This window comes from Gemmatimonadaceae bacterium, from assembly GCA_016720905.1.
GTDB lineage: Bacteria > Gemmatimonadota > Gemmatimonadetes > Gemmatimonadales > Gemmatimonadaceae > Gemmatimonas.
This window is the reverse complement of the sequence record JADKJT010000030.1, coordinates 33,151-47,226: the sequence shown is the minus strand read 5'-3', so window position 1 is coordinate 47,226 and position 14,076 is coordinate 33,151. Positions and strand designations below refer to the sequence as shown.

General features: G+C 64.8%; 13 protein-coding genes. 4 read left to right on the top strand and 9 right to left on the bottom strand.

The genetic code is table 11. From position 1 onward, the window contains the following. Positions 1–31 precede the first annotated feature (31 nt). On the top strand, positions 32–715 hold the full coding sequence (locus IPP90_19090; protein ID MBL0172770.1) for a response regulator transcription factor: 684 nt from the start codon (positions 32–34) through the stop codon (positions 713–715). After that, entirely contained in the window at positions 712–2,094 is a 1,383-nt protein-coding gene (locus tag IPP90_19085; GenBank protein MBL0172769.1) for a HAMP domain-containing protein, read from the top strand. The genes IPP90_19090 and IPP90_19085 overlap by 4 nt, the downstream gene beginning before the upstream one ends. An 8-nt stretch (positions 2,095–2,102) precedes the next feature. On the opposite strand, the gene IPP90_19080 is transcribed toward IPP90_19085, so the two are convergent. Further along, positions 2,103–2,540: a PepSY domain-containing protein gene (locus tag IPP90_19080; protein ID MBL0172768.1), complete on the bottom strand. Its 438-nt coding sequence runs from the start codon at positions 2,538–2,540 to the stop codon at positions 2,103–2,105. 232 nt (positions 2,541–2,772) lie between these two features. Here IPP90_19080 and IPP90_19075 point away from each other — a divergent pair, with 232 nt between their 5' ends. After that, on the top strand, positions 2,773–3,291 hold the full coding sequence (locus IPP90_19075) for a DUF1801 domain-containing protein (protein ID MBL0172767.1): 519 nt from the start codon (positions 2,773–2,775) through the stop codon (positions 3,289–3,291). A gap of 15 nt (positions 3,292–3,306) precedes the next feature. Here IPP90_19075 and IPP90_19070 read toward each other — a convergent pair whose 3' ends face one another. Then, on the bottom strand, positions 3,307–6,009 hold the full coding sequence (locus IPP90_19070; GenBank protein MBL0172766.1) for a glycoside hydrolase family 3 C-terminal domain-containing protein: 2,703 nt from the start codon (positions 6,007–6,009) through the stop codon (positions 3,307–3,309). 282 nt (positions 6,010–6,291) lie between these two features. Here IPP90_19070 and IPP90_19065 point away from each other — a divergent pair, with 282 nt between their 5' ends. After that, positions 6,292–6,756 (top strand): hypothetical protein, encoded by a 465-nt coding sequence (locus IPP90_19065; GenBank protein ID MBL0172765.1) that lies wholly within the window; start codon positions 6,292–6,294, stop codon positions 6,754–6,756. Positions 6,757–6,758: 2 nt separating this feature from the next. On the opposite strand, the gene IPP90_19060 is transcribed toward IPP90_19065, so the two are convergent. The 7 genes from IPP90_19060 to IPP90_19030 form a co-directional block, all read right to left on the bottom strand. Continuing rightward, a complete protein-coding gene (locus IPP90_19060) occupies positions 6,759–8,639 on the bottom strand; it encodes a (Fe-S)-binding protein (protein MBL0172764.1) in 1,881 nt (626 codons plus the stop codon). A gap of 1 nt (position 8,640) precedes the next feature. Continuing rightward, on the bottom strand, positions 8,641–9,630 hold the full coding sequence (locus IPP90_19055) for an electron transfer flavoprotein subunit alpha/FixB family protein (protein ID MBL0172763.1): 990 nt from the start codon (positions 9,628–9,630) through the stop codon (positions 8,641–8,643). A 1-nt stretch (position 9,631) separates the two neighbouring features. After that, positions 9,632–10,387: an electron transfer flavoprotein subunit beta/FixA family protein gene (locus IPP90_19050; protein ID MBL0172762.1), complete on the bottom strand. Its 756-nt coding sequence runs from the start codon at positions 10,385–10,387 to the stop codon at positions 9,632–9,634. 106 nt (positions 10,388–10,493) lie between these two features. Continuing rightward, a complete protein-coding gene (locus IPP90_19045; protein MBL0172761.1) occupies positions 10,494–11,729 on the bottom strand; it encodes an acyl-CoA dehydrogenase family protein in 1,236 nt (411 codons plus the stop codon). A 102-nt stretch (positions 11,730–11,831) separates the two neighbouring features. After that, positions 11,832–12,686 carry a SprT-like domain-containing protein gene (locus tag IPP90_19040; GenBank protein ID MBL0172760.1) on the bottom strand — a complete coding sequence of 285 codons (855 nt, stop codon included), beginning with the start codon at positions 12,684–12,686 and terminating at the stop codon, positions 11,832–11,834. Between the two features lie 32 nt (positions 12,687–12,718). Beyond that, entirely contained in the window at positions 12,719–13,411 is a 693-nt protein-coding gene (locus tag IPP90_19035) for a CPBP family intramembrane metalloprotease (GenBank protein MBL0172759.1), read from the bottom strand. Further along, positions 13,408–14,070, bottom strand: a complete 663-nt coding sequence (locus IPP90_19030; protein MBL0172758.1) for a dienelactone hydrolase family protein — start codon at positions 14,068–14,070, stop codon at positions 13,408–13,410. Before IPP90_19030 ends, IPP90_19035 begins: the two co-directional genes overlap by 4 nt. Positions 14,071–14,076 lie beyond the last annotated feature (6 nt).

The window sequence follows — 14,076 nt, the reverse complement described above, 5'->3', positions numbered from 1 at the left end:
GGACATCTTGCGCTCATGACACGGGCATTTCATGCGACTGCTGCTCGTTGAAGACGAGAGGCCGCTGGCCGAGTCGCTGGCGCGTGGCCTGCGGGAGCTTTCGTTCGCGGTGGATGTGGCGGCCGACGGGGTGCAGGCCAATGTGCAGGCCGCGCTCACGGAGTATGACGCGATCATCCTCGACCTGACGCTGCCGTTGCGGGACGGTCTGGAGGTGTGTCGCGAACTGCGGCGACGTGGCATCACGGTGCCGGTCCTGATGCTCACCGCCCGCACCGCAGTCGATGACACCGTCGCCGGTTTCGATGCCGGCGCGGATGACTACCTCGCCAAGCCATTCGCCTTCGCCGAGTTGGTGGCCCGTCTGCGCGCGTTGTTGCGCCGTCCGCGCACAACCATCGCCGACGTGCTGTCGGTGGGCGATCTCCGGGTGGACACGCGCAGTCAAACGGCGTGGCGCGGTGACCGCGGCCTGCCGCTCACTACTCGTGAATACGCGTTGCTGGAACACCTCGCCCGGCACGCCGGCGCGCTGGTCAACCGCGCGTCCATCAGCGCGCATGTGTGGGATGACAACCATGATCCTTTTTCCAACAACGTCGAAGTGCTCATGGCACGATTGCGTCGCAAGCTCGAGGGTCCGGACGAATCACGGATGATCGAGACGCGCCGCGGCGCCGGCTATCGGTTGGTGGCCCAGGCGACCGATCCGTGAGCAGCACCTCACGGTTCTCGGGGCGTTTCCAATCCATCCGCGGACGCTTGGCACTCCGACACGCCGCCATGCTGGCGGTGGTCGTGGTGGTGATCGAAGGCGGATCGTATCTCGCCGTGTCGCGCCTGCTGGCGCAGCGCGGCGACCGCATGCTGGAGTCGGCCACAAGCGCGCTGGTACGTGACCTGCGCACCGAAATCGAACAGGGGAAGCCCACCGATGAGGCCATCGCGATCGGTGTGCGCGACGTGCGTTTTCGCGACATCGCCTTTTCCGTGCGCGTGGCGTCCGAACGACCGGCTGCGGCCGCCGACAACTTCAGTTTCGTCACGGAACCGGATACAAGTGAATTGGGCGGCACGCGCATTCGCCGCGAGCGCGTGCTCGTGCGCACCACGCCGCTCGACGTCGTCGCGTCCCGTTCGTTGTACGAGGATCACGAGACCCTCGAGGCCATCCAGCGCGCCTATGTCATCGCCGCCGGTCTGGCGATTCTGCTGTCAGGGCTGGTCACCTGGCGATTGGCGACGGCGGCGCTCGCCCCCATCGAGTCGCTGGCCACCCGGGCGGCCACCCTGGGCAGCGGCGACCTGCACGAGCGTCTGGCGGTCGAGTCGCCGGATGACGAGATCGGCCGGCTTACGCTGGTGCTCAACGGAATGCTGACGCGACTTGAGTCGTCGTTCACGCAACAACGACAATTCGTGGCCGACGCGTCGCATGAGTTGCGAACACCGATCGCCGTGCTCCGCACGGAAATCGATGTCACTCGCGCCAACCCGTCGCGATCGGCGGACGAGTACCGGGAGACGCTTTCGCGCGTGGATCAGGTCACGGGACGGTTGGAGCGTCTGGTCGCCGATCTGTTCCTGCTGGCCCGTGTCGATGCCGGCGGACTGCGCGCGCCCTATGTGCCGCTCGATGCGGCCGCGTTGGTGCGGGAGACGGCCCTGCTGCTGCGGGGCATCGCCGAAGAGCGCGGCGTGGCGATCACGGTGTCGTCGTCGGGCCCCGCCCCCGTGCTCGGCAGCGAGTCACATCTGGAGCGTGTTCTGCTGAACTTGCTGGACAACGCATTGCGGTTCGCGCCGCGCGATTCCACCATCGCCATTGCGGTCGGTCCTTTCGAATCGGCTGTCCGGATCGATGTGTGTGACTCGGGGCCAGGCATTGATCCGGCCATGCAGTCTACGCTCTTCGACCGCTTTCGACGTCGCCAGCCGGAGACGGGCGCCCGGTCGCACGATGGCGCCGGTCTGGGCCTGGCGATCGCACACGCTCTGGTTGGTGCGCACGGCGGCACGTTGTCATTGCTACGCACCGGTCCCAATGGCAGCACGTTTCGCATCGTCCTGCCATCGGCCGCTCCGCGTCCATAGTCGGGCCATCAAATCGGAGGCTTCCTCGTCACCGGGGGCGTCTTTCTGGCCGCCTTCTCGGCCGTCTCCCTGGCGGCCTCGGCCTTCTCGCTGGCGGGCTCCTCATGCTCGCGCGTGAGCACCTTGCCCGAGACGGCATCGACATGGATCTCTTCCACACCCTTCTTGCCGGCCACCTTGATATCGAACGAGTAGATAAGGGCGCCGTCTTCCTCCTCGATTTCTGCGCCGGAAATCGTGCCACCTGGAACGGTGGCGCGGGCAATCGCCACGGCGGAGTCGGCGGCAATCTTCGCCTTCTTCAGCAGGCCCGGTTTGTCTTCGGAGACTTTCACCTTGCCGACCACGGTGGACGACTGCGCGGCCAGTGATCCCGCAGATATTGCCAACGCGACGGTGAAGCCTGCGAGCGTCAACGAGCGCGCCTGACCAAGGGATTGCAGCATGGGGCCTCTGGGGGTGACGTGAGAGCGCGACAACTCCGCAACGGGATGAATCTGTACGCCCGTGGCTTGCCGCAGCATGACACGCCGTGCGGCCCAGGCATTCGGCTGGCGCAATCTGCGGCGACCGTGATAACGTGGGCAGTCCCGCGCGGCCATGACCCGCCAGTCGTGACATCCGCGCTCCTTTTCCGCGTTCGACATCGCGCGCCTCGATGCATGCGAGGAACCTCCCATGGTGATCAGCAAGGCCACATCCCCCGACGCGTACCTGGCAGAACTGCCGGCCGATCGCCGGAGGGAGATTCGCGCGGTTCGCGACGCGCTGAAGTCGAAGTTGGCGAAACATTTCGTCGAGCAGATGGGATACGGCATGATCACGTATGGCATTCCCCTCTCCAGATATCCGCAGACGTACAACAAGCAGCCGCTGATGTTCGTGGCGTTGGCCGCGCAGAAGAACTTCAACGCGCTGTATCTGACGACCTACGGCGATGAAGGGACCAAAGCCAAGGTGCACGCCGCATTTCAGGCGGCCGGCAAGACATTGGATATGGACAAGTCGTGCATTCGGTTCACTGCGGCCAACGACCTGCCCCTCGAGGCCCTCGGCAACATCGTGGGCGGCGTAACGAGCGATCAGTTGATCGCGATGTATGAGGCATCGCGATCGGCGACGACCACGAAACCGGCAAAGGCTCCGGCCAAGGCTGCGGCAAAGAAGGGGGGCACGGCGGCCCCGAAGAAGAAATAGTGATCGCGCCGGGGCTCACGGGACGACAATTTCCCGGCGTAATCGAATGTCCTTGCTGGACGCGCCGACCATGATGCGCCAGGCGCCCGGTTCGACCACGCGCGTCATGTCGGCATCGAGCAGACTCAGTTGCGCGCGCGTCACCCGAAAGGTGACGGTGCGCGATTGCTGTGGTGCCAGGGTGATGCGCGTGAAGCCGGCCAGTTCCATCACTGGTCGCGCGACTGTGGCCAGCACGTCGTGCAGGTACAGCTGCACGACTTCATCGCCGACGCGGGTGCCGGTGTTGGCAACCGTGGCCGACACGACGAGCGCGAGCGAGTCCTGCGGGGGGCGGACGTCAACCACCAGGTCACGGTACGTGAACGTCGTGTAGCTCAATCCATGTCCGAACGGAAAGAGCGGCTGGCCGGTGAGGTCGAGGTAGTCGTCGCCGCGACCAGTGGGCTTGTGCGCATAGTGCAATGGCACCTGACCTTCGTGCAACGGAAAGGTCAGGGGCAGCCGACCGGCAGGATTCACGCGTCCGAAAAGGACATCGGCCACAGCGTGTCCGCCCTCCTGACCCGGATACCAGACATCGACGACGGCATCCACGCGATCCAGCCACGGCATGGTGATAGCACTGCCACCCACCAGCACCACCACCACCGGCGTTCCCGTCGCGGCAACCCGGCGAATCAATTCTTCCTGACGTCCCGGGAGTCCGAGTTTGGCGCGGTCGCGGAACTCCCCCTCTTCGATGCCGGCGACCATGACGGCGATGTCGCTCGCGCGGGCCAGCGTCACCGCTTGCACCATGGCCGATTCCTGCGTGTCGACGACGCCCGCGTCCCAGAGCACCTTCAGTCGCGCATTGCCGGTGGCTTCAAAGAACTCCAGTCGCACCTCGTGCCGTGAACGCGGCGCAAAGGCCACCGGGACCGACCACGTCCCGTACGATGCCTTGCGCCAATTGTCGATGACCACGCGTCCATCGACATACAGCCGATACCCGTCATTCCCCTCAACGGCCAGCGTGCGTACGCCGGTGGCCGGTGCAGTGATGGTGGCCGTCCAGCGTGCCGAATACCAGTCGAACGGAATACCGCGCCCGGGGGAATTGAGTGTCCACCCGAAATCCACCTGCGCATCGACGCGCGAGAGTTTCGGCGCTCCCTCCATCGTGATGTTGTCCCAGTACGTTGCACTGAGACCGGCTTCGCGTTTCCCATCGCGTGTGGTGGACCACGCCGTGTCCGGAACCACGACGAAGGAACGCCATACACGTGGAACACCGGGAGCGGCACGCACCGTTGCGCCGGCCGGGGCACCGGCGCGAACGCCGTCGAGGATACTCACCACGCGTGCGCCGGGTGGTGAGTATCCGCCAACGCGCGACTCGCCGGCATCTTCACCGATCACCGCAATGCGCTTGATGCCCGCGCCGAACGGAAGGCGCGCGCGCGCATTGCGCAGCAGCACGATGGACGCCGCCGCCGCATCGCGCGCCAGTGCGCGATGGGCCGGCGAACGCGCTTCGGCCGCCGCGCTATCCGGGTTGGCGTACGGCGATTCAAAGAGCCCCATGGCGAACTTCACCCGCAACACGCGCGCGACGGCACTGTCGATGACCGACGGCGCGATCCCGGCGTTGCGAAACGCCGCGAGATACGGGCGGTGCTGCTCGTACGATGACTGGAAGATCACATCGAGCCCAGACTCCAACGCATGACGGGCCGCGGTGGCGGTGCTGGCTTCGGTGTGATGCAACACCGTGGCACCGCCGGTGGCGGCGGCATCGGAAATGACGAAGCCGGTGAAGCCCCAGCCAGTTCGGAGCACGTCGGTGAGGAGCAGTCGGCTTTGCGTCGCCGCCGATCCGTCCACCGAGTTGTAGGCGCTCATGACACTGCGAGCGTGCGCATCGCGGAACGCCGAGATGAAGGGCGGGAAGTACCGTTCATCGAGGAGACGTCGACTGAATTCGATGGGGTAGCTGTCGCGTCCCCCGTCGCCGACGTTGGCAATGAAGTGTTTGGGCGTGGTGACGATGCCGGCCTGCTCGAGCGGCGCGATGTAGGCGCGCGCCATCGCACTGGTCAACCAGGTGTCTTCGCCGTACGTCTCCTCCACGCGTCCCCAGCGCACATCGTTGGCGATGTTGATGACCGGCGAGAGCGACATGCGAATACCGCGGCTGCGCGTTTCTGCGGCAATCGCGCCGGCCACACGACTCACCATCACCGTGTCCCAGGTGGCCGCGAGTGCGATGGCTTGCGGGAACGTGGTCGCCCCCTCGCGCGTGAGACCGTGCAGGGTCTCTTCAAACGGCAGCAGCGGAATGCCCAGGCGCGTGTCGCTCACAAACCAGCGCTGCAAGGCGTTGATGCGTTCGGCATGCGCGCGCGCGACCACGCCGGCCGGCAGTGTGTCGCTCCGCGCGCCGCCGGCGCGCATACCAACAGGCACGTTGATTTGCAGGCCGAACGACCCGTTGCGATAATCGTGCGCGGGATCGTCGCGGTCGCCGGGAATCATGAACAACTGCCAGAACTTTTCGTCCAGTGACATGCGCGACAGGAGATCCTGTGCGCGCAGCTGGGGCGAGAGGCTGGCGTTACGATACGCTGCCGTCGCGGGCGGTTTCGCGACCGTATCTCGCGGAGTTGTTTGCGCCTGTGCCGTCAACGTCGTGAACGTGAGGGCGGCGGCCAGGATTGGACGGAGAATCGACATTCGCGGAGGCTAGTACTTAGCCCCGTCCGGGCAAGACCCAGCCTACTGTCGCGAACATGCCATGTTGCATGGGCGCAGCAATCGTAGATCCTGCGCCGCGGTGGACGACTGGCACGGAAACGCCAGTACCAGGCAGGAATGTGACGGCTATTGGGCTATTTCTATGCGCAGAGTGCTCACTACGTAACAGCCATGTTCGGATGCCGGACTCGACCGTAATGGCACCAATGTTCCACTGCTGACTGGCAGGATTCACCTGGTCTTCCCCCTGCCCCGCCCGCCATGCGCCAGCTCATCCGACGCCTTGTCTCGCTTCCCGGTTCAATACTTGGCGCGACCGCGTCGCTCTGCTTCGCCTCGACACAGGTCTGGGCACAGTCCACCCCTGGCCACGCCGGCACGCGCCCAGCAGCCACCTCGCCGAGCAGTGCGCCCGTTCCGGCGATTGACGGCAAGGTGCGGAACCTGGTCATCACCGGCCAGAAAGGGGACACGCTCGAGATCACGTATGCCAACACTGGCTCCTCAACCACGATCATCGCGGGCGAGGTCCAGGTGCATGTGAGTCAGGACAGCGTGGCCGCTTCGTTGCCGTTTGTGGATGCGCAGATCGTCAAGCCGGGTGAGACGCAGCGCTTCCGCGTGCCGATGCCAAAGCTTGCCAAGGGACGCTACATGCTGTTGGCGATCGTGGACTATGGCGGCGAGACGATGACGGCGGCGCAGGCGAAGCTGGAGATTCGCTGACGTCAGCCGCTGACGGCTACACCCGCGAGTCGACTCGCCACAACCTCCGAGATATCGAGCACCGGCACCTCACTACCCGCACCAGTCACACCATCGGTGATCATGGTCATGCAGAATGGGCAGGCCACAGCAATCTGATCGGCGCCGGTGGCCAACAACTCCTCGGTGCGCTCCACGTTGACGCGCTTGCCCTGCGTCTCCTCCATCCACATGCGACCACCGCCGGCACCGCAGCACATGCCACGACTTTGTGTGCGCGCGGGTTCGACCAGCTCCACGATGGGCAACGCCTTGCGCAGCGTGTTGCGCGGCGCGTCGTAGATCTCGTTGTAGCGGCCGAGGTAGCATGAATCGTGGTAGGCCACCTTCAGTCGCTGGCCGTGTTCCGTTTCCAACGGCACGCGACCGTCGGACAGGAGGCGCTCGATGTACTCCGTGTGATGAATGACTTCGTAGTGTCCGCCCAGATCGGGGAACTCGTTCCCCATCTGGTGGAAGCAGTGCGGGCAGAAGGTGACGATCGTCTTGATCTGGTAGCCATCGAGCGTCTCGATGACGCCCTTGGCCAGCATCTGGTACAGATACTCGTTGCCCATGCGACGCGCCGGATCGCCATGACAGCTTTCTTCCTGTCCCAGAATGGCGAATTTTACGTTGGCCGCCTGCAGGATGCGCGCAAAGGCCACGGTGATCTTCTTCGCGCGATCGTCGAAGGAGCCCATGCACCCCACCCAGAACAGGATGTCCGGCTTCTCGCCGGCCGCGGCCATTTCGGCCATCGTGGGAATGTCGAGTCCTTCGGTCCATTGCACGCGATCGGCCGCGCTGAACGCCCACGGACTGCCGTTGCGTTCGAGTGATGTGAGCGCCGGCGCCAGCTCCTCGGGGAAGCGCGATTCCATCAGCACCAGATCGCGACGCAGTTCGTTGATGATATCCAATGTGAGACGCGCGCGCGTCTTCACCACGATCATGCGTGGCGAGAGCGTCTTGCCCGTGATGTTGGCCGGGCATGCCGCCGTGCAGCGACCGCACTCCGTGCACGAGTATCCGTCCAGGAGATTCTTCCACGACAGATGCTCGACGTCGGCGGCGCCGAACTGCTCGGCGTTTTCCGCTTCCAGGTCCATGGGGCGCATCGCACCCACGGTGCCCGGGCCGCTGGTGTTGGAGAGCCACACGTTGATGAGCGACGTGAGCACGTGCAGGTGCTTGGAACCGGGCAGGTGATTCAGGAAATACAGGATGAGCAGTGCATGAAACCACCATGACACGCGCGCCACGATATGTGCGGTCTCGGGTGACACGCCGCTGAAGAACGGCAGCAGCAGCGACGACACCACACGGCCCTCTGTCGCCGCACCGGTACGCAACTCGGCCGTGAAGAGGATGAGCAGCGAAATCATCAACGCGCCGATCATGCCCAGGATGAACACGGCATCGCCGCCATGCACCGGGTCGTTGCGGAACCGCGCCGGACGGATCACCAGTCGCCGGTACAGCAGCAGCGTCACCGGGATCAGCACAAACACCGCGAACACCTCCTGCGACACGACATACGGCAGGTACAGGAAGCGCGGCAGGATCACGTCCCAGGTGAAGGGCGTATACAGCCCCTGGATCATGATCTCCACGGTTCCCAACCCCAGCACGCAGAAGCCCCAGAACACGAGGGCGTGCATCATCCCGCCAATCGGATCACGAAGAATCTTGGACTGACCGATGCCGATCAGCAGCAGATTCCTGGTGCGGACATCGACGTGATCCGTGCGAACCTCATCGTGGCCGATGTCGAGCCAGCGATTGAGCCGCCGGACGCTTCGGGTGAAGAACCCGATGGCGACGGCGAGAAAGATCGCAAAGACGAGATTGGAAAGCGTCACGCTACCCTTGTGCCCTCGCCGCCTTCACGGCCGCCGTCAGCGCCGGCATTATCTCGAACGCGTCGCCCACGATGCCATAGTCGGCGATCTTGAAGATTGGCGCGTCCTTGTCCTTGTTGATGGCCACAATCGTCTTCGATGTCCGCATGCCGGCGAGGTGCTGGATCGCACCGGAAATACCGACTCCGATGTACAGGTTGGGGCTGACATTGCGCCCTGTCTGTCCGATCTGGTCGGTGTGTGGACGCCAACCTTCGTCGGTCACCGCGCGCGTGGCGCCCACCGCTGCGTTCCCGAATGCGTCTGCCAGATCTTCACACAACTTGAAGTTTTCGGCGGCCTTGAGTCCGCGACCGCCGGCCACGATGACCGGCGCGTCATTGAGGTCGATCTTGCCGCCACCACCCTGCTTGAGTTCCACGGTCTTTACGCGCGACGCGTCCGGGTCGACGGCGGATGCCATGCTTTCCGTGACCAACGGCTTGGCGTTTTCGGCCGGCTGGAATGCGGCCGGACGCACCTGAATGAGGGCGGGAGCACCACTCAGCGACAGCGTCGCCACCACCTTGCCGTTATTCTGCGGATGCTCGCCCACGACCGCGCCACCTTCAACACGAAAGCCGGTGACATCGGGCACCAATCCGGCGCCGAGTTTTGCCGCCACGCGCGGCGACAGATCGCGACCGTGCGATGTCGCGCTGAACAGCGCATACCCGTACGCGCCACCTGATAAACGCTGCGCGATGGTTGTCGCCAGCGCTTCCGGGTTGTACATCGCAAACCCGGCATGTTCGAGCACCAGCACGCTGTCCGCGCCATGAAGCGCGAGCGCGCCGGCCTTCGCGGCAATTCCCGGCGCACCGGCCAGCACGGCGTGCACACTGCCGCCGCCCGACTGATCAGCCAAGACCCGCGCGGCCGTGACGGCTTCCAGGGCCACCTTGCGCAGCTCACCGCCGCGCACTTCAGCGACTACGAGAACATTGGCCATCTCAGAGTACCTTCGCTTCAGTCTGGAGGAGTCGGATCAGTTCCGGAACCGCCGCAGCGCTGTCACCAAGAATGCGACCGGCGGCCCGTTCGGCCGGCAGCGACATCTTCGCCACCACCACGTGCGCGTCACCGAACTGCGCCGGTCTCACGTCCAATGGTTTCTTCTTGGCCGCCATGATGCCCTTGAGCGAGGGCAAGCGTTCCTTGTTCAGTCCATCATCGATGGTGAGCAGCGCCGGCAGCGGAAACTCCACGACCTCCGACCCGCCTTCCAGCACGCGCTCGGCCCGGCCCGTGGCACCGGCAACTTCCAGGCGAAACACGTTGGTCACGCACGGCACATCAAGCAGCTCGGCGATCATCGGACCGGTCATCTGGTTCATCGAGTCAATCGCGATGCGACCGCAGAGAATCAGATCGTACCCGCCGTCCTTGAGTTCCGCGGCCAGCGCGCGCGCCACGGCGAGCCCGTCGGCCGGTGCGCGATCGGCCTGCAACAGCACGCCACGATCGGCGCCCATGGCCAGCGCCTTGCGAATCTGTTCCTGCGCGGCGTCGGTGCCGAGCGTGATCACGACGACCTCGCCCACGTTGCCGTTCTTTTCCTTCAGTTGCAGGCCGGCTTCGATGGCCCACAGGTCGAAATCGTTGACGTCGTACTTGAGTCCCGTCTCGTCGACACGGGAACCGTCCGCGGTGATGGCGAACTTCACTTCCATCACGGGGACCCGCTTGATGCACACGGCGATTTTCACCGCGGTTGCTCCGAATTGAAAGTCAGATTGATGACGGCGCCCACTGCGCCGCCCGCAGGCAGGCGCAGCGGCCCGAAGGGAAGCTACGAAGAGTGGATACCACGCGCTACTTGAACGCGGCCAGACCGGTGATCGCCTGCCCGAGAATCAGCGAGTGGACGTCATGGGTCCCTTCGTAGGTATACACGCTTTCCAGATTGGCCATGTGCCGCAGTGCGCCGTATTCGGCCAGGATACCGTTGGCGCCCAACAGGCGACGCGTCTCGCGCGCAATGTCGGTGGCAATGCTGACATTGTTGCGCTTGGCGAGTGACACCTGCGTGGGTGTGAAATTGCCGGCGTCTTTCATGCGGCCCAGATGCAGGGACACCAACTGCCCCTTCACGATTTCCGTGAGCATATCCGCCAATCGGACCTGCTGGATCTGAAATCCGCCAATCGGCTTGTCGAACATCACCCGGTTCTTGGCGTACGACACGGCCTCTTCAAAACAGGCCAGCGCTGCCCCGAGGACGCCCCATGAGATGCCGTAGCGCGCCTGCGTGAGACACATGAGCGGGCTCTTGAGTCCCTTACTCTCGGGCAGAATGGCATCGGCCGACACGTGTACATCCACCAACACCAATTCGGAGGTGTCGCTGGCGCGCAACGACAGTTTGCCCTTCTGGTCGCGCGCCGTGAACCCTGGCGTCTTGGTGTCCACCACAAAGCCACGAATGCTGGTGTCTTCGGTGCTGTCGCCCGTTTTGGCCCAGATGATCGCGACGTCGGCCATGGAGCCGTTCGTGATCCACATCTTGGCGCCATTGATGATCCAACTGCCATCGGCCTGCTGGCGCGCGCGGGTGATCATTCCCGACGGATTGGACCCGAAATCGGGCTCGGTGAGTCCGAAGCATCCGATCAACTCACCCTTGGCGAGTCTGGGCAGGTAGTGGCGCTTCTGCGCTTCCGAGCCGAACGCGAAGATGGGATACATGACCAGCGCGCCCTGCACTGATGCGAACGAGCGAATGCCCGAATCACCGCGCTCCAACTCCTGCATGATGAGCCCGTAGGCCACGCTGGACAGACCGGCACAGCCGTACTCCTCGGGGAGATTGGCGCCCAGCACACCGAGTTCCGCGAGTTCGGGGATCAGCTCTTTCGGGAAACGCCCCTGGACATAGCAGTCGCCAATAATCGGTCGGATCTTCTCGTCGACAAAGGCGCGAATCGTGTCACGAATCGCCCGCTCCTCTTCCGTGAGGGCCGCGTCGATATTGAAGAGGTCGGCGGCGTGCGCAGAGAGACTGACCGATGGCAGGGCCGAGGGGATGGATGAAGGCAGATCGTTGGCCATGACGGCGTTATTTCAGAGGAGAAAATGCAATTCCGGATGGGCTCAAAATAGCGCAAGGGTGGCGCGGGCGTCTACGCGGATGGCGCGATTCCTGTACGCGCTCTATTCCAAGCCAGCCGACCGACGCCTGCGGCGCTCAAGCGGCACGACATCGCGTCGCGCGGCCGGCGTGATTCCCACTTCGCGCGCCTTCTTGCGAAACCCCGCCAGGTGATCGACCGGCGCACCGGTTTCATGCTGCCACTGATGCACCATCTCGTGCAGCAGCGTGTGCATGGCTTCCCGCCATCCATGCTTCACCACGTGCTGGCGTGACAGGACAATCTCCGACACCACATGCTTCGAGCCGGGATCGAAATGACCAAGTCGGGTGGCCATCCGTCCCGATAGGCGAATGGGAATGGTGGTAAGGGCGCCCTGGAAGTGCTGCGCATTGAGCTGTCGGTGGGCCTCGGACAGCTGCGCCATCAGCGCCAGATCACCGGGTCGCGGCGGCTCGACCCGGCGCGGCGCGGGCGCCCGGTCGATTTCGAACTGCAGGATGGCGTCGCGCGCGGTGGCGCGTGCCACCTTGGTGCGCGAGGTCGCGAACGTCACGATGGCGCGCAGCACCGGCTCCGGCGCCTCGGCGTAGCCCTCGTTCACGCGCAGTGTCCGGCCAATGAGCGAAACCATCACGGTGCGTGTCCGCATGAGCACCAGGGTCTCGACGCCGCGCAAACCCAGGTCTTGCAGTCGCGAGAACAGCACGGCCGTTCGGGCGCGTGTCGCGGAGCGTCCGCGGGCCGGTCGATCGCGAGACGGCTCGACGGTGGGTCCCACCGTCTCCGTCGGTACCGAGCCAAGCGAGAGCAGCGAGACAAGTGGCTGCTGCTCAACCGGCGACGGCGACGATGCGGCAACTCCGGTGGTGTCGGAGAAGTCGAATCCCAGCTGGGCAAAGGCCGCGTCGCGCATTCCGAGAAGAATGCGCGTGAGCGCGCGCGCGATCAAGCGCGCAGGAGCGCCAGTGTGTCCATGCCGAACGCCACCGCGCAGTGCACCACCACGCCGCCGCCAATGCTGCGAGTACGAAGCGCCAGCACCCCAAGCACATAGCCGGCGACGATGGATCCGAAGGCCTCGGGCAGCGGCTTGTGCGCGTGAATGAGACAGTACGGCAGGACACTCACCCCCACGGCGGCGACTCCAAGTCGCGACTCCAGTCCAAACAGCAGCACACCGCGGAAGAAGAACTCGGTGCTGAACAGGATGCTGCCGTAGCACAGCCAATACGCCCACAGCAATCCCCCGCTCCAGGCAAGGGGAGGGGCTGCATGCAGCAAGGGGTAGGTGTTCAGGAAATCCGGCCGGCGACTGGCCAGCAACAGGGCCGGGATCATGACGGCAATGAGCCCCGCGTAGAGCGCGATGCCGTTACGCGTTTTCGGCAACGCGACCGAAAATGGCAACGGACCTTCGCGTCGCAGGAGGATGGCCGGCACGATGACCCAGAGCACCGCAAGCCCGATCGACCACCAGGCGAACGGCTTAAGCGTTCCCGACCAGTCCGGGAACCACACGCGGGTCCGCATGGGAATGAGCACGAATTCCGCCGCAATAACGGCAATCGCCGCCCATCCCAGCAGGATCAGGAGCGATCGCTCGCTGAACGCCCGCGCCGCCACGCGCGGTGCGGTCACCCGGCGAGCGCGTGACCGCGCACGACATCGATCATCGTGCGCAGCGCGTCGAGCTGGTCGGCCACAATTGTGTGAGTGATCCCTGGGTAGATCCGGAGGTCGACCACCGCGCCCTGCGCGGCAAGCATCGTCGCCGACGCGCGCACCCGCGGCTCGGGGATATGGTCATCGGCGTCACCGCACGCCAGCAGGATTGGCGTATTCGCGAACGTGCCGGCATCGTGGCGCGCATCATGTTCGTCACCGATGAGCGCGCCCGCCAACGCGGCGATGCCCCCGAGGCGTCTCGCGTTGCGTGCCGCATACTCCAACGCGAGACAGGCGCCTTGCGAGAATCCCACCAGGATGATGCGTTCGGCGGGGATGCCGCCCGCCGTCACCGCCTCCACCGTGCGCTGCACGGCGGCCAGCGCCGAGGTGAGGTACGGTTCGTTAGACGCCATCGCATCGCGAAAGCGATTGGGATACCAGGTGCCGCCCGCGGCACGCGGTGCAATCAGCGCCGCATCGGTCGCGCCGGCGCTGCGCGCGATGGGCAGCATGCCCTCGGCGGTCCCGCCGCGCCCGTGCACCAGCACCAGCGCGTAGGTGGCGTGATCGAGCGGCACTCCGTCAACGAGTGGTGACTGCCCAGCGTGAGGATCCAAAGGTGTCGTCATCGTGGA

Excerpts from the sequence above, each read along its gene's own strand:
- IPP90_19090 (MBL0172770.1), top strand. The coding sequence starts at position 32 with ATGCGACTGCTGCTCGTTGAAGACGAGAGGCCGCTGGCCGAGTCGCTG.
- IPP90_19080 (MBL0172768.1), bottom strand. The coding sequence starts at position 2,540 with ATGCTGCAATCCCTTGGTCAGGCGCGCTCGTTGACGCTCGCAGGCTTC.
- IPP90_19075 (MBL0172767.1), top strand. The coding sequence starts at position 2,773 with ATGGTGATCAGCAAGGCCACATCCCCCGACGCGTACCTGGCAGAACTG.
- IPP90_19070 (MBL0172766.1), bottom strand. The coding sequence starts at position 6,009 with ATGTCGATTCTCCGTCCAATCCTGGCCGCCGCCCTCACGTTCACGACG.
- IPP90_19065 (MBL0172765.1), top strand. The coding sequence starts at position 6,292 with ATGCGCCAGCTCATCCGACGCCTTGTCTCGCTTCCCGGTTCAATACTT.
- IPP90_19055 (MBL0172763.1), bottom strand. The coding sequence starts at position 9,630 with ATGGCCAATGTTCTCGTAGTCGCTGAAGTGCGCGGCGGTGAGCTGCGC.
- IPP90_19045 (MBL0172761.1), bottom strand. The coding sequence starts at position 11,729 with ATGGCCAACGATCTGCCTTCATCCATCCCCTCGGCCCTGCCATCGGTC.
- IPP90_19040 (MBL0172760.1), bottom strand. The coding sequence starts at position 12,686 with ATGCGCGACGCGGCCTTTGCCCAGCTGGGATTCGACTTCTCCGACACC.
- IPP90_19030 (MBL0172758.1), bottom strand. The coding sequence starts at position 14,070 with ATGACGACACCTTTGGATCCTCACGCTGGGCAGTCACCACTCGTTGAC.